Origin of the sequence: Porticoccus hydrocarbonoclasticus MCTG13d (assembly GCF_000744735.1) — a bacterium.
Classification (GTDB): Bacteria; Pseudomonadota; Gammaproteobacteria; order Pseudomonadales; family Porticoccaceae; genus Porticoccus; species Porticoccus hydrocarbonoclasticus.
Genome location: NZ_JQMM01000001.1, coordinates 1,859,799 through 1,879,062, shown reverse-complemented (window position 1 = coordinate 1,879,062; position 19,264 = coordinate 1,859,799). Strand labels below are relative to the sequence as shown.

Annotated in this window: 19 protein-coding genes; all 19 read right to left on the bottom strand. The window is 49.1% G+C overall.

The genetic code is table 11. The features are described from left to right. Positions 1–11: 11 nt before the first annotated feature. Positions 12–1,043, bottom strand: coding sequence for a tryptophan--tRNA ligase (locus U740_RS08940; protein WP_036860295.1), 1,032 nt, complete (start codon positions 1,041–1,043; stop codon positions 12–14). Positions 1,044–1,116: 73 nt separating this feature from the next. After that, positions 1,117–2,430: a M18 family aminopeptidase gene (locus tag U740_RS08935; RefSeq protein WP_036860293.1), complete on the bottom strand. Its 1,314-nt coding sequence runs from the start codon at positions 2,428–2,430 to the stop codon at positions 1,117–1,119. Positions 2,431–2,436: 6 nt separating this feature from the next. Further along, entirely contained in the window at positions 2,437–3,324 is an 888-nt protein-coding gene (locus tag U740_RS08930) for an NAD(P)-dependent oxidoreductase (protein ID WP_036860292.1), read from the bottom strand. A gap of 20 nt (positions 3,325–3,344) precedes the next feature. Further along, the gene (locus tag U740_RS08925; RefSeq protein WP_036860291.1) at positions 3,345–4,145 is read right to left on the bottom strand and encodes an undecaprenyl-diphosphate phosphatase; all 801 of its coding nucleotides are present in this window, start codon (positions 4,143–4,145) and stop codon (positions 3,345–3,347) included. Between the two features lie 4 nt (positions 4,146–4,149). After that, positions 4,150–4,869, bottom strand: a complete 720-nt coding sequence (tsaB, locus tag U740_RS08920; protein ID WP_036861751.1) for a tRNA (adenosine(37)-N6)-threonylcarbamoyltransferase complex dimerization subunit type 1 TsaB — start codon at positions 4,867–4,869, stop codon at positions 4,150–4,152. A gap of 99 nt (positions 4,870–4,968) precedes the next feature. Beyond that, the gene (locus tag U740_RS11890) at positions 4,969–5,973 is read right to left on the bottom strand and encodes a hypothetical protein (RefSeq protein ID WP_051921356.1); all 1,005 of its coding nucleotides are present in this window, start codon (positions 5,971–5,973) and stop codon (positions 4,969–4,971) included. 144 nt (positions 5,974–6,117) lie between these two features. Continuing rightward, the gene (gene hemH / locus U740_RS08910; RefSeq protein WP_036860290.1) at positions 6,118–7,104 is read right to left on the bottom strand and encodes a ferrochelatase; all 987 of its coding nucleotides are present in this window, start codon (positions 7,102–7,104) and stop codon (positions 6,118–6,120) included. A gap of 71 nt (positions 7,105–7,175) precedes the next feature. Next, the gene (adk, locus tag U740_RS08905) at positions 7,176–7,829 is read right to left on the bottom strand and encodes an adenylate kinase (protein ID WP_036860289.1); all 654 of its coding nucleotides are present in this window, start codon (positions 7,827–7,829) and stop codon (positions 7,176–7,178) included. A gap of 119 nt (positions 7,830–7,948) precedes the next feature. Continuing rightward, positions 7,949–8,782: a nucleoside triphosphate pyrophosphohydrolase gene (gene mazG, locus U740_RS08900; RefSeq protein WP_036860288.1), complete on the bottom strand. Its 834-nt coding sequence runs from the start codon at positions 8,780–8,782 to the stop codon at positions 7,949–7,951. A 3-nt stretch (positions 8,783–8,785) separates the two neighbouring features. Beyond that, the gene (gene relA, locus U740_RS08895; RefSeq protein ID WP_036860286.1) at positions 8,786–11,038 is read right to left on the bottom strand and encodes a GTP diphosphokinase; all 2,253 of its coding nucleotides are present in this window, start codon (positions 11,036–11,038) and stop codon (positions 8,786–8,788) included. Between the two features lie 138 nt (positions 11,039–11,176). Further along, positions 11,177–12,079 (bottom strand): cysteine synthase CysM, encoded by a 903-nt coding sequence (gene cysM / locus U740_RS08890; protein WP_036860284.1) that lies wholly within the window; start codon positions 12,077–12,079, stop codon positions 11,177–11,179. 153 nt (positions 12,080–12,232) lie between these two features. Continuing rightward, positions 12,233–12,619, bottom strand: coding sequence for a holo-ACP synthase (acpS, locus tag U740_RS08885; RefSeq protein WP_036860283.1), 387 nt, complete (start codon positions 12,617–12,619; stop codon positions 12,233–12,235). Then, entirely contained in the window at positions 12,616–13,356 is a 741-nt protein-coding gene (recO, locus tag U740_RS08880) for a DNA repair protein RecO (RefSeq protein ID WP_036860281.1), read from the bottom strand. The genes acpS and recO overlap by 4 nt, the downstream gene beginning before the upstream one ends. Before the next feature lie 111 nt (positions 13,357–13,467). Then, entirely contained in the window at positions 13,468–14,352 is an 885-nt protein-coding gene (gene era, locus U740_RS08875; protein ID WP_235189958.1) for a GTPase Era, read from the bottom strand. 14 nt (positions 14,353–14,366) lie between these two features. Next, a complete protein-coding gene (gene rnc, locus U740_RS08870; RefSeq protein ID WP_036860277.1) occupies positions 14,367–15,038 on the bottom strand; it encodes a ribonuclease III in 672 nt (223 codons plus the stop codon). A gap of 24 nt (positions 15,039–15,062) precedes the next feature. Then, entirely contained in the window at positions 15,063–15,428 is a 366-nt protein-coding gene (locus U740_RS08865) for a DUF4845 domain-containing protein (protein WP_051921353.1), read from the bottom strand. Positions 15,429–15,459: 31 nt separating this feature from the next. Beyond that, the gene (gene lepB, locus U740_RS08860) at positions 15,460–16,212 is read right to left on the bottom strand and encodes a signal peptidase I (protein WP_036860276.1); all 753 of its coding nucleotides are present in this window, start codon (positions 16,210–16,212) and stop codon (positions 15,460–15,462) included. 9 nt (positions 16,213–16,221) lie between these two features. Then, complete coding sequence (gene lepA, locus U740_RS08855) at positions 16,222–18,021, bottom strand: translation elongation factor 4 (protein WP_036860274.1); 1,800 nt, start codon at positions 18,019–18,021, stop codon at positions 16,222–16,224. 185 nt (positions 18,022–18,206) lie between these two features. Next, the gene (locus tag U740_RS08850; protein ID WP_235189851.1) at positions 18,207–19,262 is read right to left on the bottom strand and encodes a S1C family serine protease; all 1,056 of its coding nucleotides are present in this window, start codon (positions 19,260–19,262) and stop codon (positions 18,207–18,209) included. Between the last annotated feature and the right edge of the window lie 2 nt (positions 19,263–19,264).

The following is a 19,264-nucleotide window of genomic DNA, read 5'->3' as shown; positions in this document are numbered from 1 at the left end:
ACTAAAACCTTTCAGGACAGAGAATGTAGGCCGACGGCCCGGTTAAGTTTAGCCATAAATGGGACACTTACCGCTCTTGCTTTCTCTGCTCCTTCATTGAGCATGTTCTCTATGTGAGATGGGCTTTCGAGTAGTTCATAATAGCGTTGCCGTGGCTCTCGCAGCTCGGCTTCAATCAACTCAAACAGTTGCTTTTTGGCTTCCCCCCAGGCGATACCGTTCTCAAATTCACGACGCATTGCGGCGGTTTGCTCGTTGCTGGCAAATGCCCGCCAGATTTGAAATACAGTGGAGGTGTCTGGGTCTTTGGGCTCGCCGGGTTCCAACAGGTTGGTCTTGATTTTGTTGATGTGTTTCCTGAGCTGTTTTTCAGGCAGAAACAGCGGAATAGTATTGCCGTAGCTTTTACTCATTTTTCGCCCATCCAACCCTTGTAATACAGCAACATGGTCATCGATTACGGCTTCCGGCAAGGTGAAGTGCTCGCCGTATACATGGTTAAAACGCTGTGCAATATCCCGGGCCATCTCAATATGCTGAATCTGATCCCGGCCCACCGGTACCCTAGTGGCGTTGAACATGAGGATATCGGCAGCCATGAGTACCGGATAGGAAAAAAGGCCCATGGTAATACCATAATCCTGGTCCTCCCCAGCTTCCTGGTTTTTTTGAACAGAATCCTTGTAGGCATGGGCACGGTTCATTAGTCCCTTCGCGGCAACACAGCTCAGAAACCACATAAGCTGAGTAATTTCGGGAACGTCTGACTGTCGATAAAATACAACATTGTCAGTATTGAGGCCTAGAGCCAACCATGTGGCAGCAATTTCTCTGCTCGACTGGTGGACCATGGCGGGATCCTGGCATTTAATCAGTGCGTGATAATCCGCGAGAAAATAGTAGGCATTGATGTCAGGTTTTTGGCTGGCCTCAATGGCTGGACGAATTGCGCCCACATAGTTGCCCAGATGCGGCGTTCCTGTGGTCGTAATACCCGTTAAAATAGTATTTTTTTCAACGGCTGAAGCTCGATGTTGACTCATGATTAGGTTCTTTGGTCCAGTCTCGATTGTGGTCCACATCATACGGATTTCAGAGCTTGAATAAAGTCTGTATTCAGGCTTCTTGTATCATTAGTGTTGGTTGATGGTTATAGAATGCCCTTAGTGCCCGGTATAAATTGAAGGCGTCATCCGCACCAGCCATTTCGCGGATAGAGTGCATCGCAAACGTAGGCACACCGACATCCAGTGTTTGAACGCCAATCATCGCAGCAGTAATCGGCCCGATGGTGCTTCCGCAGCTTAAATCAGTCCGGTTAACAAACGTCTGCACTGCCACGCCCTCCTTTTCACAGAGGTGACGAAACATCGCGGCGCTGATGCTATTGGTGGCATAACGCTGGTTGGCATTTATCTTGATGACCGGCCCTTCGTTTAAGCGTGGCCCATGATTACTGTCGTGACGATCCGCGAAGTTTGGGTGAATGCCGTGGGCGTTGTCTGCCGATACCAGTAATGACTGGCGCATTACTCGGGTAAGCAACCCCGGATCCGGGTAAAGACGTTGTAACACTGACTGCAGCATCGGGCCGTTTGCACCGCAGGCGGAGGTGCTGCCGACCTCTTCGTGGTCATTACAAACCAGCATGCAGGAAACCTGATCACCAGCTTCCAGCAGCGCCTGGACACCAGTAAAACAACTCAACAGGTTATCCAGCCTGGCGCCGGAGATAAACTCACTCTGCATACCGGTCAGGGCCGGCTTCTGACAATCATAGAGGTAAAGTTCGTGATCGAGAATTCTGGCTTTTTCCGGTAAATCACCCGATGAGGAGAGTTCTTTTGCCAGGAATTTGAAGAAATCTGTCACCGATTTGTCCGGATCCCTGAATAACAGGGGTGGAATATCCGTTTGTGGATTCACCTTGCGCTCATTGTTCGCATCCCGGTCCAGGTGTATAGCGAGGCTAGGGATGACTGCCACAGGTCTTTTCAGGTCGATCAGTGTCTGGTCTAACGAGCCCTCTCCGCTATCGAACACCAGGCGCCCGGCTATACTGAGATCACGGTCAAACCAGGGATTGAGAAGCGCTCCACCATAAACTTCGACACCCAATTGAAAATAGCCCTGACGGTTCAGCTCCGGTTTTGGTTTCACTTTAAGGCAGGGACTGTCCGTGTGGGCGCCCACCAGGCGTATCCCTGACTCCAGAGCGGACTGGTGTCCTGCGATAAAGGCGATAAGAGACGAGCCGTTGCGAACGGTGTAGTAGCGGCCACCCGGTTGTATATCCCAATCAGTTTCTTCAGGGAGCCGGGTAAATCCGCCGGCTTCCAGTATCTCGCGCATATTTTTGACAGCGTGAAACGGCGTTGGAGATTGATAAATAAAATCCAGCAACTGCTGGTTATAAGGTTGCTTGTTCATAATGGACTAACTACTAACCTCATTTTCTGCGTTTTCGAGCCTGGCTAACAGGCTCGATGTGTCCCATTGCCCGCCACCCATTAACTGGACTTCCCGGTAAAATTTACTGATCAGTTTCGTGGCGGGAAGGTTACTACCATTGCGCTGAGCTTCTTCCAACACAATAGCCAGATCTTTACACATCCAGTCCACTGCAAAACCGTGATTGTACTCACCCGCCAACATGGTTTGATAGCGGTTTTCCATTTGCCAGGATTGTGCCGCCCCCCTGGAAATAACCTGAATGACCTGGCTGGGGTCAAGCCCTGCCTGACGGGCAAAAAACAGCCCTTCGGCAAGTGATTCAATAACACCCGCTACACAGATTTGATTCGCCATTTTACAGAGCTGTCCGGACCCGACGGGACCCATCAGAGACACCTTGCTGGCATAATGATTGATAATTGGTGTTGCCTGCTGAAAAGCTGCTTTCTCCCCACCGACCATGACTGTCAGGGAACCGCGCTCAGCCCCCTGCTGTCCACCGGACACCGGGGCATCCAGATAAGCCATTTTGTGTCTGCTGGCCTCCCTGGCGAGCTCTCGACTGACTTTAGCCGATACAGTGGTGTGATCAACAAAGATTGTCCCGCGAGAAGCCCCGTTAAAACCACCCGAGTCACCCAGCAGAACTTCCTGCAAAGAATCGTCATTACCGACGCAGGTAAAGACAATATCGGCTTTTTTTACAGCTGCTGCTGGAGTTGGTGCTGAAAAACCGGTGTACTCCTCCAGCCATTGAGCTGCTTTTTGTTGTGTGCGGTTATAAACACAAACTGAAAAGCCAGCCCTGCTTAAATGGCCTGCCATCGGGAAACCCATAACGCCGAGACCAATGAAAGCAATATTTTTCATAAGCGATGCCTCCACGAGCTTTAGCTATTAACAAGAATGGCAATCAGCAAAGCACCCAATAATAATCGGTAGATGACAAAAGGCATCATCCCAATTCGGGTGATCCAGATAAGAAATACACGGATACAGAGGTAGGCTGCCATGCAAGATAGTACTGCACCGAGCACAATATCACTCCATGGAACCTGTGGAAGTTGCATCAGTTGAGCACACTTATAACCACCACTGAGAATAATGACGGGAATTGCCATCAGGAAAGAAAAGCGGGCGGCCGACTCCCTCGTAAAACCCAGAGCCAGAGCAGCCGTCATGGTAATCCCTGATCTTGATGTTCCGGGAACCAAAGCCAATGCCTGTGCCAACCCGATGAGAAGTGCTGAGTGCCAGGTGATTTGATGAAGCGTTTTTACGCGACGTCCCCAGAAATCAGACACTCCCAGGAGCAAACCAAACAGGATGGTTGTCGTGGCAATCACTGCAATTGAGCGCAGCTGGCTTTCAATAAAATCACCCAGCAGCAATCCCGCCAGACCAGCGGGAATAGTTGCGAGAATAAGCAGCCAGCCCAATCGGCTCTCAGGCGTAGCTTTGCCGCCAGTCACGCTCTGGCACCAATGCACCACCACCTGCTGAACGTCATGGCGAAAGTACCAGAGTACAGCGGTCAGGGAGCCGACATGGACGGCGACATCAAATGCCAACCCCTGGTCTGTCCAGCCCAGTATGGCTGAGGGCAAAATAAGATGCGCAGAGCTTGAAATGGGCAAAAATTCGGTCAATCCTTGGACAATAGCCAGAAAAAAAATCTGTAGATAATCCACGTATCTAGATCCCTGTATTGCTTATGAGGTTATTTTCTCGTAATCGTTTTCGTTTTTGCCAGGAAACTTTATCCCTGAGGTAGAGCGGTTGCACCTCGTCTATGGCCATTAAAGCACCGTTCTCAATTTCTGGTACGGCAATAGTCAACACATCTCGAGCATCGGGCAGTAGTGTCGAAACCTCTATGGTGGAAAATAAATCAATCCGTTCGGAGTAGTGCCAGCCGTCACCTATCACCGCAAGAGGCAGATCGCTGTGAGGGAGTATTATTGTTTCAGGAGCAGAAAGGTTATCCTGGGTCAGACGGGTTAACCCGACGCCATTCCATTCAAATGCCGACCAGTAAACTTCATCCATTCGGGCATCAAACATCGGCAAAAGCCGATAATTATCCTCGATAATTAATTTTCTACAGGCTGTATGAGCCAGGGTTTCCAGACTGGACACGGGCAATACAGGAAGGTCGCCACCAAGGGCCAGACCCTGTACGACACTGAAGCCAATCCGGATACCCGTGAATGAGCCCGGCCCCTGGGTAAATGCGAGCGCATCGAGTTCGCTTAACTTCACTCCAGCCTCTGTCAGCAGCTCATTTACCATTGGTAATAACAGGCGGGTGTGCTCACGGCTGGCAAGCTGAAAACGACTGCTTACACTGTTCCCTAGCGACAGTGCTACAGAGCATGCCTGGGTCGTCGTATCAATGGCTAAGACTTTTTTCACAGCAAACAATCCCCCCTTGAATCGGGGGGGAATTGTAACCTGTTTGGTTTGAAGAACGGAGTTTGATTGGGAGCGGTTTAGACCGTCAGAAATAAGCAGTTACTCCGACGATGTCTCCGGTCTATTACCGGCTGGTGAGCTGGTGGGCACAGCGGTACTTTTCTTTGCCGTAGATGCCGCCCGTGTAGTTGGTTTTTTTGCCGATACCGAGGTTTTGGAGCGCCGGGATTGGGCAACAGTGGAGCCTTTCGCAGCGGGCTTTCTAGCGGGCGTCTTCGCCTTGTTTGCGGCATTGGTTACGGACTGTTTAGTTGCAGCTTTAGCCTTGGATGGTTTCTTTGCTGCTGTCCCTGTTGCCGGGGGACGACCAGGGCCTTGCCTGGATTTTGTTGGGCTGGTTTTGGCGGTGCGAGTGCTTGATTTTACAACCGGTATTTTCGCGGCTGTCGTGCTCTTTGGTGGACGACCGGGGCCGCGTGTGGAAACTGTTTTTGTGACAGCCTGCTTGCGAGAATTGATTTTTTGTTCAGCATTCTTGATGACAGCAGTAGCCTGCTTGTGCAGCCGTTTTTCAATGGCTTTGACTCGGGTCAAAGCATTCTTTTCGACTCTCTTGACCTGTCTGGCAATAGTGCTGGTGCGCTTTTTGAGCCAAGACTTTTTATAGCGAGCCACTGCCCTGTCTAGATCGTTAGCAGTTTTCTGTTCGAGTTTTTTTTCTGTTGCGATAATGCGGGCTCTGGCTTTCTCTTCTGCCTCTGACACTTGAGACAGAATTTTTGCTGCCCTGAGTTCGGCTTTTGCCAGTGTGTTTTTTGATATAAGGCTGTTAAGTTTACTGATATTTGTTCTGACCTCTTGAGCACGCTTTTTGAGTAACGACTCAGAGGCTTTAGTTATATTTCCAGTGGCCCTGTTTTTCGCAGCGGTTAGCTTTTGTTTTGCGTCAGCAACCTTTTTCTTTTGTACATTGATTTCCTTTTCGCTCCGTTCCAGGGCGACAGCTGTTTTATTGACTACTGAAGATGTAGCCTTTCTTGCAGAGACCGGTACAGTTTTTTTATGGGATGGTTTGGCTGTGCGCTTTTGGGGAGCTTTGGCCATTGTGTTTCTCCTTGATATTGGAAGAGATACGTTTTTACTGGGAACACAGAAGATGGTTAAAGTTTATTCAAAAAATAGAATATTTCCACTTTAAAACAGAGAAATTATTATTTTCATTATAAAGTGGGGTATTAATTGTGAAATTTAGTGGTCCAATAGCAGTTTTTTTGCGGTTATTTCGGCGAGTGCTTTGATAAATAACGGCGTATTATTGACGCAGGGGATGTAATGATATTTTTCTCCCCCCTGTTCAAAAAACAGTTCACGGTAACTTATATTGAGTTCTTCAAGGGTTTCGAGACAATCTGCAGTAAATGCAGGGCTGACAATGTCCACAGACTTGATACCCTCTTCGATCCATTGCTTAAGTTTCTCATCGGTATAGGGTTGAAGCCATTTCTTTGGGCCAAATCTTGACTGATAGCTCATCGACCATTCAGAAGATGCCAGCCCAAGAGCACTGGCAATAGCATGAGCGGTTACCCGACAATGTTCGTCGTAGGGGTCACCTTTATCGACGTAATCCTGAGGGATGCCATGGAAAGACATCAAAAGTTTTTCATTGCGTCCATGCTCTGCCCAATAGGCTTTAATCGTTTCGGCGATTGACTGAATATAGCCAATATCATCGTGAAAGGACTTTATTACCGCCATGTCTGGAATATTGCGGCTTCGCCGGATGATGTGCGCCACTTGGTCGTAGATCGCCCCTGAAGTTGATCCCGAGTATTGGGGATACATAGGGAGGATTAAAAATTTCTCGATACCTTTTTCTTCAAGACGCTGAATGGTTTCATCGAGAGCTGGTTTTCCATAGGTCATGGCTTCCGCAACGACAGGCGCTTCTTCACCGTAACGGTCTGTTAATACCTCCTGTAAGTCGGTAGCCTGGCGACCGCTGATGACACGCAAGGGGGAGCCGTCTTCCCACCATATTTCGCGATATGCATGGGCAACTCTTTTGGCCCGCAAGGGGATTATCACAAGCCTGAGTAGAAACCACCAAATCAGTCTGGGCACCTCAACCACTCTAGGATCGGATAAAAATGCCCTGAGGAAGCGGGCTATTGAGGCCGGTGTCGGTTCATCCGGTGTGCCCAGATTAACCAGAATGACAGACGTTTTATTCATTGGACTCCAGACTTTCAACTGGTAAAAAAAATGGGCTCAAGAAGAGCCCATTCTGCATCAGATGCCGGCGCTCAGGCTAGCGCTTCTTCAAGGCGTGCTTCAACTTCCGGGAGCTTCCCAACGCCGTTGACACAAGCGTAGGAAGGCGCTTTCTCAGGTTTAGTTCTGGCCAGATCCTTATAAAAACCAACCAGAGGCTGAGTCTGCTCGTGATAGACAGAAAGACGGTTGCGAACAGTGCCTTCCTTATCATCTTCACGCTGTACAAGCGGTTCACCGGTAATATCGTCCAGCCCCTCTTTTTGCGGCGGATTATGTGCCACATGATAAACGCGGCCAGACCCTTCATGAACACGCCGTCCACTCAGGCGCGAAACAATTTCTTCGTCCTCAACGTGGATTTCAATAACTTTATCGATAGCCACACCTTCATTTAACAAAGCCTCAGCCTGTGGGATTGTTCTAGGAAATCCGTCAAAAAGGAATCCGTTTACACAATCGGGCTCTTGAATACGTTCTTTTACCAATGCGATGATCAGGTCATCGGAAACCAGCCCGCCAGAAGCCATAATATCTTTAGCTTTGAGACCGAGCTCCGAGCCCGCTTTTACCGCCGCCCGCAACATGTCGCCCGTGGATATTTGGGGGATCCCAAATTTTTCAGTTATGTATTTGGCTTGTGTACCCTTACCGGCACCCGGTGGGCCCAATAAAATAATTCGCATTCGTGATCTCCGATTATCTGGGGTTGAGTTATTAGAGTGATTAGTCAATTACCCAAACTCGCAATTGAGGGCGCAAACATTACACAGAAACGACCACAACCACAAGTTAGACGGCGCTTTTACGGGTGTTTGGACATGGTTGAAAACTTGGCTTCTGTCCAAAACTCGTCGAGTTGTTCCATGGGTATATCGACCATCTTTTTACCCTGATGATGCAATCTTTCCTCAATGTGATTGATACGCCTCTCAAATTTCGCCGATGAGCTCCGCAGAGCGGTTTCAGCGTCAACTTTCAGATGACGGCAGAGGTTGACCACTGTAAATAACACATCGCCAAGTTCTTCTTCAATGGCATCCACTTCTCCCTCTGTGATTGCCTCATTGAGCTCATGGGTCTCTTCATGGACCTTATCCAGAACGCCCTGCATATCCGGCCAGTCAAAACCGTGGCGGGCAGCCCTCTTTTGCAATTTTGTTGCGCGAGTCAAGGCTGGCAAACCCAGAGGAATATCGTCAAGGATTGAAGCCTGGCCTTTTTCTTTTCGCTCGCTTTGTTTGATGGATTCCCAGTTATCTTTGATGGATTGCTCATTGAGCTGTGCTCGGCCCGGTCGACGTTCACTGGTCAGAGTACCCTCAGGGAAAACATGGGGATGACGGGAGATGAGCTTTTTTACCAATAGTGAAACGATCTCCTCAAAATCGAACAGATTTTGTTCTTTTCCCAACTGGGCGTAGAAAATGACCTGGAACAGCAAATCACCTGATTCCTCTTTGAGCTGGCCGTAATTCTCATTTTCTATGGCATCAATGACTTCGTAGGCTTCCTCCAGTGTATAGGGAGCCAAGGTTTTAAAAGTCTGTTTCAGGTCCCAGGGACAGCCGGTTTCCGCCCTGCGAAGTCGCTCCATCAGATAGCATAAATTGTCGATGGTATAGGTGGTATCTGCCATAGATTAGCCCTCATCAATACGTTGCAGGCCAGTAACATTCGGGATTTGTCTCAATTTGGTCATGACATTACTCAACTCATTAATATTCATGACTTCCAGGGTCACTTCCATCCTGACGGAAACGCCTTTTCTGCCCTGATCGCTTCGCGAAGACATGGCCAGAATATTAAGCCCTGCTTTATCCAGAACGGCACTGATATCACGTAACAAGCCACTCCTGTCGTAGGACTCAACTGCAATTTTCACGGGATAAACCTTTTTCGGTTCTCCGCCCCAGGTGACCTCAATGACTCTTTCCGGTTCAACATTTTGCAGGCGAAGAATTTTTCCGCAATCCTTGCGATGGACTGAAACACCCCGGCTGTTGGTGATATAACCGACAATTTCGTCGCCAGGTACAGGCTTACAGCAACCGGCAATGTGAGTCAGCAAGTTACCCACACCATAGATATAAATATCGGATTCCTGATAGCGACTGGCTTTCGGTGGTGTGATGAAAATAGGTTTTTCTGGCTTTTTATTCAGGTCAAGCATGGCCAGAATGGCATTCACAACCTGAGTGACACTGGTGTCTCCCGCTCCGATAGCGGCGTAGAGCCCATCCTCTCCATGCTTATTGAATTTTTCGGCAATCGATTGCAGATTTACTTGTTTGATATTTAATTGACGAAGCTCTCTATCAAGCATGGATTTGCCGGCCTGCGCATTTTTTTCATGATCCTGTTTTCTGAACCATTGCTGTATCTTGGACCGAGCCTGGGCAGAGTGGATATAGCCCAGTGCTGGCGACAACCAGTCACGACTGGGGGATTCCTGTCTGCCCGTAAGAATGGTTACCTGGTCAGCGGTGCGCAATGACGCGTTCAAAGGGACGATCTTGCCGTTTACCTTGGCGCCCCGGCAGCGGTGGCCAATCGAGGTGTGAATGCGATAGGCAAAATCCAGTGGAGAGGATTCGGCCGGTAAATCGACCACATGTCCTTCCGGTGTAAACACGTATATCCGATCGGTTGTGCTGTCCCGATTGATCAGCTCCTTAACATGGTCTTCCTCGATTTCCTCGTGCCATTCCAGAACCTGCCTCAGCCAGGCGATTTTTTCTTCGTAGCTGCGGTTGGTCGTCCTGGTATCGGTGCCTTTATAACGCCAGTGAGAACAGACGCCCAATTCAGCTTCATCATCCATTTCATGGGTCCGAATCTGAATTTCCAGCACTTTGCCCCCGGGACCAATTACGGCTGTGTGCAGGGATCGATAGCCATTTTCCTTGGGGAAAGCAATATAATCATCGAACTCATTGGGAATATTGCGCCAATGACCGTGCACGATACCCAGTACGGTGTAACAGTCCGCTACCGCAGGCACGAGGACTCGCACTGCACGAATGTCATAAATTTGCGAAAAGCCAACATCCTTGCGCTGCATTTTTTTCCAGATGCTGTATATATGCTTTGCACGGCCAGCGATTTGTGCCTTGATGCCTGCCTTTTCCAGCTCTGAATGGAGTGTATCGATCATCTGGTTGATGTAGTGTTGACGATCCATACGACGTTCATCGAGCAATCGTGCGATCTGCTTATACTCTTTTGGTTCCAGATAGCGAAATGCCAGATCTTCCAACTCCCATTTGAGTTGGCCAATGCCGAGTCTGTGCGCTAAGGGTGCATAAACATCAAAAATTTCACGAGCAACGCGCTGACGTTTTTCATCGGTGGCTGTTTTCAGTGCCCGGATAGCACAGGTGCGCTCTGCAAGTTTAATCAAGGCCACACGTACATCATCGATAATAGAAACCAGCATTTCCCGAATTTTCGATGCCTGCTGGGTCGCCGTGTGACCAAACACGGCACCTTCGCTGTCAGCACGCATGGTGCTGATAACCGCCATTTTCAGGACGCTTTCAATGAGAGAAGCGATTGGGTCACCGAAGCGATTTCTAACCGTTGCGATGGGAAGGCGCCCTTCTCTTACAACCCGGTATAAAATGGCAGCAACCAAACTGGCAATATCATGAAGGTGGAGTTCAGTGAGAATTTCGGCCATTTCGAGGCCGGTTCTGAAACTGCTGACAGTAGGTGTCCAGCGTTCGCTGCCTGATTTTTCTTCCGCATCGCGCGCCAATTCACAGGCAGTGATCAGGATATCCCTGGCACCTGCTTCGGCGAAGGCTTTGTCGCGGAGAAGATCGTCGACCCAGCAGTCTATTTTAACCGCCCCCTGCTCCTGAACGGGGTGATGGTTTCTGACCTGTACCATAAACAGCTCTCGTCTGAATGATTTGTATGTCAGGCCAGAAGGCGTCTTCAACTGGAGGAATAGCTGTCTTGACTAACGTTGACCTTTCCAGCAATTGCGCATGTTGTATAAGGCCATGCAGCGGTGTCAGCCTGCAAACTACAGTTTTTGATCTTCCTGATAAAGTCCCGATGAAAGATAGCGATCACCGCGATCGCAGATAATCGCCACGATTACTGCATGCTCTACTTCACGGGATAACCGCAGTGCAGAGGCCACAGCACCGCCCGAGGAAACACCACAAAATATGCCCTCTTGCCGCGCAAGTGCCCGCATGCAGTCCTCCGCCTCCTGTTGCCCTATATCCATCACACGATCGACACGCGCACTCTCGAATATAGTTGGTAGATAGGCCTGTGGCCAACGTCGAATACCGGGAATACTCGCCCCTTCCTCTGGTTGTAAACCAATAATCTGAATATCGGGGTTTTTCTCTTTAAGGTAGCGGGAAACACCCATAATGGTGCCGGTAGTGCCCATGGAGCTGATGAAATGAGTAACCTTTCCGCCACTCTGTCGCCAGATTTCAGGGCCGGTATGCTCATAATGAGCCAGTGGATTATCACTGTTGGCAAATTGGTCCAGGACGATTCCCTTGCCCTGCTGCTCCATGGCTTTTGCAAGATCTCTGGCACCCTCCATGCTCTGTTCCCGGCTGACCAGGATAAGCTCCGCCCCATAAGCCTGCATGGCCGCTTTGCGCTCTTCAGTGCTGTTCTCCGGCATAATCAGGATCATCCGGTAACCCTTGATGGCTGCGGCCATGGCCAGTGCGATACCGGTATTGCCCGACGTTGCTTCGATAAGCGTATCGCCTGGTTTGATCTCCCCTCTCGCTTCGGCATGCTGGATCATGCTGATTGCGGGCCGGTCTTTTACGGATCCAGCGGGATTATTGCCTTCCAGCTTTACCAGAATAACGTTACTGGTGTCTCCCGGAAGTCGTTGTAGCCTAACCAGCGGAGTTTCACCAATACAGGATTCAATGGTTGGATAGATCATCAGTTTTCCGGCAAGAAGAATTCAATATTCACTAAACAGGCTGTTATTTTAGCCACCCATGGTCTGCTTGTCTTGGCGGAACAGACTATAGATCAAGATTGTTTGTATATAAACGCGACCCAAATTGTTATGTCGAGCGATTCGCACGAGAGCTTATGGCGGTTGCGTTTGAGTGAGGACCACAAAGGCGACCGCAAAATCACGTTCATCGGATAAACTGAGCAGCACATTATTGGCACCCAGTTTGAGCAAATATTTTTTGGCATTGCCAGTGAGCAGGATTGCGGGTGCGCCAGCGGGGTCGTTGATAGTTTCCATTTCTTGCCAGGACACTTTGCCAATACCCGTACCCAGGGCTTTGCTCAACGCCTCTTTGGCGGCAAAGCGTTTGGCAAGATAGGCAGCCGGATTAGATTTGCTATCGAACAGGGCAAGCTCGCGGGGACAAAGTATCCGCCTGGCAAAGTCACGACCGTGACGGGTCAGCGCCTCGCTGATTCTGCTCACCTGAACAATGTCTGTGCCTATGGCAACAATCACGAGGTTTTAGCCCTGTTGGTCATTTGAAGGTTAAACAGTTCACGACTTCGCAGGGGTTTGTTCCCAAGATGCTCCTGAATAGCCAGTCGCATCAGTCGCTTGGCTGCTTTGGCGTTGTCAAGGTGTTGATAGTCACCATTGCTGATAGCCAATAACACTTCACCCCAAAACAGGTAAGGTGACGTTTTATCCTGCTCCGATGGCTGGCAGAGGGAAAACCCAGTAGATGGATCCAACCAGTACCACTGATCCGGCAATACCGGATGGCCGGATACGATATCGGTATCGATCATTAATCCGTAGCCAGCCTCGTCCAGCAAGTTGCGCTCGAAAAGCCGCAGAGCTGGTTCAATCGGTTCGCCATCGGCAAGACTTGTCATGATATTGAGGTAGTGGTCAAACAGATACTGCTGAGGATCATGTTCAACAAGTAGCCGTATCAGCAGTTCATTGAGATAAAAGCCGCTGTACAGACGTTCGCCCGAGAGCATCAATGAACGCCCGGAGTGCTCCGCACTGACCAGGGTTTTCAGTTCTGATTTTCCGCTCCATCCCACCAGTAGCGGTGTAAACGGGGCAAGTATCCGACTACCATTTTTTGGCCGCCGGAATCCTCTGGCGACCACGCGCAGGCGACCGTAATGACGGGAAAACAAGTCTACCAGCTGGCTGGTCTCCCGATAAGGTCGTGTATGGAGAACAAAAGCTGGCTCTGAGTCGACACGCAAATTGGTCATATCTCGATGATACAGGCTGTAGCAGTTTGTCGGATAGTATCACTGCCACTCTTCGACATATTGTCAATTCTAACGTTGATGGTGAAGAACCCCGGCTCAGGAGTATACCGGTTAATCGTCATAGCCGAGGCTGCGCAGTGCCCGGTCATCATCCGACCATCCCCTACGCACTTTTACCCAAAGGTTGAGCATGACCTTTGATTCCAGCATACGCTCCATATCGAGACGAGCCTGCTGGCCGATTTTTTTCAATCTGCTGCCTTTTTCACCGATAATGATTTTCTTCTGACCATCCCGCTCGACAAGAATCAGCGCACTAATATGACAGATTTTTTCAGAGGGTTTGAATTCCTCAACCTCCACGGCCACCTCATAGGGAAGCTCGGCTCCCAGTTGGCGAGTGATCTTTTCCCGGATAATTTCAGCGACCATGTAGCGTTGACTGCGATCTGTAATCTGGTCGTCGGGAAAGAAATGAACACCTTCCGGAATATGCTGAAGAATGGCCCGTTCAAGTTGGGCTAATTGCTGTCCCTGCAGGGCTGAAACCGGGATCAACCGTGCTTCGGGGAAGCGCTCGGTTAACATTCGCAGATGAGGCAATAAAACCGCTTTGTTCTCCAGCCTGTCCAGCTTGTTCAGGGCAATAATGACTGGCGTATTACTTTTCATTACTTCCTGCGCAACCTTTTCGTCAGCTTCTGTCCATATGGCGCGATCGACAACGAAAACAATAACATCAACATCACGAATTGCACTTTCAGCAGCGCGATTCATGGACCGGTTAATCGCTTTGCTCTGGTTGTCGTGTAGCCCTGGGGTATCGACAAAAACCAGTTGCGAGTCACCTTCTGTCTTTATGCCAAGCATATTTTGTCGAGTCGTCTGCGGTTTGCGTGAGGTAATACTTATTTTTTGACCCAATAAGTGATTCAGCAATGTGGACTTTCCAACATTTGGTCGCCCGACGATGGCCACGTATCCGCACCGCTTGATAGATTCTATTTCAGTCACTTGATTAGTCCGGCTAATGCGTTTTCAGCTGCTTTTTTTTCGGCCGTACGGCGGCTGCTGCCTTCGCCGAGGGCGGGGGTATTAAGGCCATCAACTTTGCACTCTACAGTAAAGTACTGACTGTGCGCTTCGCCGGTCACGGAGACCACCTCATAATTGGGCAAAGGTCTCCCTCGGGCCTGCATGAATTCCTGTAACTGGGTTTTCGGGTCTCTGAGCGTGTTTTCTGACAGGTTGGCAAGACGTCCGCTGAATAATCCCATGACCACCTTCTCGCAGGCAGCCATACCGCCGTCCAGATACACTGCTCCGATGATGGCCTCAACTGTATCTGCCAATATAGATGCCCGTCGGTGGCCGCCACTTTTCAGCTCGCCGGCGCCCAGATTCAGACATTGACCTATTTCCAGCTCCTTGGCTATTTCGGTGAGTGTGGCACCCTTGACAAGATTGGCACGATAGCGACTCAAGTCCCCTTCTTTGACCTGGGGAAGACGTTCGTAAACAGCATGACCAATAATAAAATTCAGCGCTGCATCACCGAGAAACTCCAGACGTTCGTTGTTGACCGAACCATGGCTGCGATGGGTAAGGGCCAAATCGAACAGACTGGTATCCCTGAATGGATAATCAATACGATCAAGTAGCCGTTTTTTTGATTCTTTCACGCCCGGATTCTGCCAGTGATCTGATTATCTGGCACTGTCATAGGTGTTTTCAAAGCGTACCACCACATCCAGATTTCCCATGAAATTAATTCTTTTTTCATAATTGAGGCTGACCTTCGTATGCGTCTGTTCACGCTTAATCTTGACCAGCTTTGTGTCGATATCGCGTACATTGTTGATATCAAAATGGGTTAAAAGCTTTCTGCGGACTTCGGCATCACTCATATTATGGATATTCTCTTCCGCCAAGGAATCTATGGCCGCTTTGACAAAAGAGTTATCGAGATACAGTGGTCCGATTTTTAATGCTGCGGTGATAAAAAAACCTGCTATCGCCAGCGACAGGAGGCCACCAAGCACAGTAATACCCTGTTGATTAGTATGTTTCATAGCATTGGCTCCAGGTGTCTACCTGTTGATATTAGTTGATTGTCCCGGCCCGGTCGAAGCTTGGCAACTCGCCAAATGATTCCCAATGCATCCAGATTAATACGGCCTTGCCAACAATATTCTCTTCCGGTACCGGACCCCATACCCGGCTATCACTACTATTGTCACGATTATCGCCCATCATGAAGTAATGATTCTCAGGAACAACCAAGGCGTAGTTTTTGCCCAGTGGCCCCGCCACTTTATTTTTTTGTACGGTATGAACGACGCCGTTCAGATTCTCAGTAATCAGTTCTAATCTGGAGTCTTCCGCAGCGTCGGGCAATGGTGTCTGTTCAGCCAATAAGCCATTTATATATAACATATTGTTCCGTAATCGAATTTCATCCCCCGGGAGGCCAATGACTCTTTTGATGAAATAGCGGTCATCATTGGGTGGGAAAAAGACCATCACATCCCCTCGCTTCGGCTCATTAATCGGAACGATTTTGGTCCCAATCACAGGCAGCCTGAGGCCATAGGTAAACTTGTTTACCAGAATAAAATCACCAACTTTCAAGGTTGGTATCATTGATCCGGAAGGGATCTGGAACGGTTCAAAGAGAAATGAACGAAGCACAAAAACCAGTAGCAAAACGGGAAAAAAAGAACCGCTGTACTCAATCCATCCCGGAACTGGTTCATCCTCGCCACGTTTTTTAGAAAGTATAAAACGATCAGAAAACCATATTACGCCGGAAATCATCACCAGAAACAATAAGATTAGCGGAAAATTAATATCCATTTAGAACTCTCAACTGTCCGTTTTAAGTACAGCCAGGAACGCTTCCTGAGGGATTTCCACACTGCCCACCTGCTTCATCCGTTTTTTACCCTCTTTCTGTTTCTCAAGTAGCTTCTTCTTCCTAGTCATGTCGCCACCATAACATTTTGCAGTGACATTTTTTCTCAGGGCTTTTACTGTAGTCCGGGCAATCACATGACCACCAACAGCCGCCTGGATAGCCACATCAAACATCTGGCGTGGAATCAACTCTTTCATTTTTTCTGTCAGTTGACGACCTTTGTACTGTGAGTGTTGGCGATGAATAATCGAGGCCAGCGCATCTACTTTTTCGCCATTAATCAGGACATCCAGTCTCACCAAAGGGGCTGTCTGAAAACGTGTAAATGCGTAGTCCAGTGATGCAAACCCCCGACTGACCGATTTTAGGCGGTCGAAGAAATCCATGACAACTTCGCTCATGGGCAGTTCATAGGTAAGTGATACCTGACTGGTGGCAAACACCATGCTTTTTTGAGTACCACGTTTTTGCTCGCAAAGTGTAATAACGTTGCCCAGATAATCCTTTGGAACCAGAATATTCGCTTCACAAAGGGGTTCCCGCATTTCTTCTATACTGGCCGGATCGGGTAGGTCGGAGGGATTAGATATGTGTAGGATCGCACCATCTGTTTTTACTATTTCATAAACAACCGTTGGTGCAGTCGTGATAAGGTCGAGATTGTATTCCCGTTCCAGACGCTCCTGAATGATCTCCATATGCAGCATGCCGAGGAAACCACAGCGGAATCCAAAACCCAACGCATCAGAGCTTTCCGGTTCATAAAACAATGAAGCGTCATTCAGCGTGAGTTTGGCCAGTGCCTCACGAAAGTCTTCAAAATCATCTGAACTAATCGGGAACATGCCGGCATACACCTGCGGCTTGACACGTTGAAAGCCAGGTAGTGCAGGAGTATCGGGGGTATGGCTGTGAGTAAATGTGTCGCCTACTGGCGCACCATGAATATCCTTAATTCCTGCAACGACGAAACCGACTTCACCAGCTCTTAGAATGCCGGTATCTTTTCGCTTGGGAGTAAAAACGCCGATATTATCTACCACATGTGCTTTACCGATGGATTTGGTAATCACTTTGTCTTTCGCTTTTAGGGTACCTTGGGTCACCCGCACCAGGGAAACGACGCCGAGGTAATTGTCAAACCAGGAGTCGATGATAAGCGCCTGTAAGGGTGCATCCAGATCACCTACCGGAGCTGGCACTTTAGCCACAAGCTGTTCCAGTATGTCCTCTATACCGAGCCCGGTTTTTGCGCTGCAACGCACGGCATCATGGGCATCAATACCGATGATATCCTCTATCTCGGCAATGACCTTCTCGGGTTCTGCCTGGGGTAAATCCATTTTATTCAGAACAGGAATGACTTCGAGGCCCTGAGCAATGGCGGTGTAGCAGTTGGCAACAGACTGGGCCTCAACACCCTGCCCTGCATCCACTACCAATAAAGCACCTTCACAGGCCGCCAGTGATCGCGACACTTCATAGGAGAAATCCACATGGCCGGGGGTATCAATGAAGTTGAGCTGATAGGTTTTGCCATCTCTGGCGCGATAATCAAGTGTCACGCTCTGTGCCTTGATTGTTATACCGCGCTCTCGCTCGATATCCATCGAGTCGAGAACCTGCTCAGCCATTTCACGGGAAGAAAGCCCACCGCAAATTTGAATAAAGCGGTCAGCAATGGTGGATTTCCCATGATCGATGTGCGCGATAATAGAGAAGTTTCGGATATAACTAAGGTCGGACACAGCGATTCAATCAGTTTGCAGCCGGTCGGGCTGGGGGGGTTAATTTTAGGCCCTGCAGTCTAGCGTATTTGCTGTGCGGACGCTATGAGTACCACGCCAAACAGCTAAACGCTCTGCAAAAAGTATGGGATTCCAGAAACTTATTTTTGATTTTCTCGAATATGGAATGGGTAGATAGCAGTAGGTCAGGGGTTCAGTCCGTCCGGCAAAGTGCCGACGATCACATCAAGCGTTTTCTTTTTCTTTCCCCGGATCAGTTGAGCCTTGATTTGGCTGCCAGGCGACAATAAACCAACCACATGGGGCAGATCCCCTGATTCGATAATTTCTTCATTATCAAAGTACAGAATAATATCGCCGGCCCGAATGCCGGCAACATCTGCCGGACTTCCAGTTTCGACCTGGGCAACATGTGCCCCCTGCGTTTTTGTCAGCCCCGATGATCGGGCCAGAGACTTGTCGACCTCCTGAACGTAGACACCAAGCCAGCCACGATCAACACGCCCCTTTGATTTGAGCTGTGACACAACATCTACAGCGACACCTGCAGGTACAGCAAAAGACAGGCCTATCGATCCACCGGAGTGGGTAAATATCTGAGAGTTTATACCCACGACCTCACCATCCAGGTTCAGCAAGGGGCCACCGGAATTGCCTGGGTTGATAGCAACGTCACTTTGAATAAACGGCACATAGTTATCGCCATTTTCGGTAGGTATGCTACGCCCAATTGCGCTGATAATCCCGGCGCTCACCGAATAATCAAGACCGAATGGCGAGCCTATTGCCAGGGCCCAATCACCCACTTTGACCTTGTCGGGATCAGCAAAATTGATTTTTGGGAGGTCCTGAGCATCAATCTTGAGTAATGCCAAGTCCGAGCGATGGTCAATGCCGATAACCTTTGCTTCAAACTCGCGGCGGTCTATTAATCTAATGATCACCTCATGGGCATTTTCGACCACATGTTCATTAGTGAGAACGTAACCGTCACCGGAAATGATAAAGCCGGAACCGGTTGCATGCGCCTCTCCCGCTCTACTGCCTTCATGGGGCTCACGGAACATATCAGGAATATTTCGTTCGTTCATCTGGGTCATTCCTGTCCCAATGATTTTTTGAACGGAATCAATTTTCACGACCGCGGGGGATGAGGTTTGAATTAATTGATTAAAATTTGGCAAACCCTGCCGATTAGATTGACTGACATTCAGTGCTATAACTACAAAGAGCAATGCCACCA

What these genes read in the sequence shown, in the direction of transcription:
- relA (WP_036860286.1), bottom strand. Translation starts at nt 11,038, where the DNA reads ATGGTACAGGTCAGAAACCATCACCCCGTTCAGGAGCAGGGGGCGGTT.
- U740_RS08935 (WP_036860293.1), bottom strand. Translation starts at nt 2,430, where the DNA reads ATGAACAAGCAACCTTATAACCAGCAGTTGCTGGATTTTATTTATCAA.
- U740_RS08865 (WP_051921353.1), bottom strand. Translation starts at nt 15,428, where the DNA reads ATGAAACATACTAATCAACAGGGTATTACTGTGCTTGGTGGCCTCCTG.
- recO (WP_036860281.1), bottom strand. Translation starts at nt 13,356, where the DNA reads ATGACCAATTTGCGTGTCGACTCAGAGCCAGCTTTTGTTCTCCATACA.
- U740_RS08940 (WP_036860295.1), bottom strand. Translation starts at nt 1,043, where the DNA reads ATGAGTCAACATCGAGCTTCAGCCGTTGAAAAAAATACTATTTTAACG.
- hemH (WP_036860290.1), bottom strand. Translation starts at nt 7,104, where the DNA reads ATGAATAAAACGTCTGTCATTCTGGTTAATCTGGGCACACCGGATGAA.
- U740_RS08930 (WP_036860292.1), bottom strand. Translation starts at nt 3,324, where the DNA reads ATGAAAAATATTGCTTTCATTGGTCTCGGCGTTATGGGTTTCCCGATG.
- lepB (WP_036860276.1), bottom strand. Translation starts at nt 16,212, where the DNA reads ATGGATATTAATTTTCCGCTAATCTTATTGTTTCTGGTGATGATTTCC.
- U740_RS11890 (WP_051921356.1), bottom strand. Translation starts at nt 5,973, where the DNA reads ATGGCCAAAGCTCCCCAAAAGCGCACAGCCAAACCATCCCATAAAAAA.
- mazG (WP_036860288.1), bottom strand. Translation starts at nt 8,782, where the DNA reads ATGGCAGATACCACCTATACCATCGACAATTTATGCTATCTGATGGAG.
- cysM (WP_036860284.1), bottom strand. Translation starts at nt 12,079, where the DNA reads ATGATCTATCCAACCATTGAATCCTGTATTGGTGAAACTCCGCTGGTT.
- adk (WP_036860289.1), bottom strand. Translation starts at nt 7,829, where the DNA reads ATGCGAATTATTTTATTGGGCCCACCGGGTGCCGGTAAGGGTACACAA.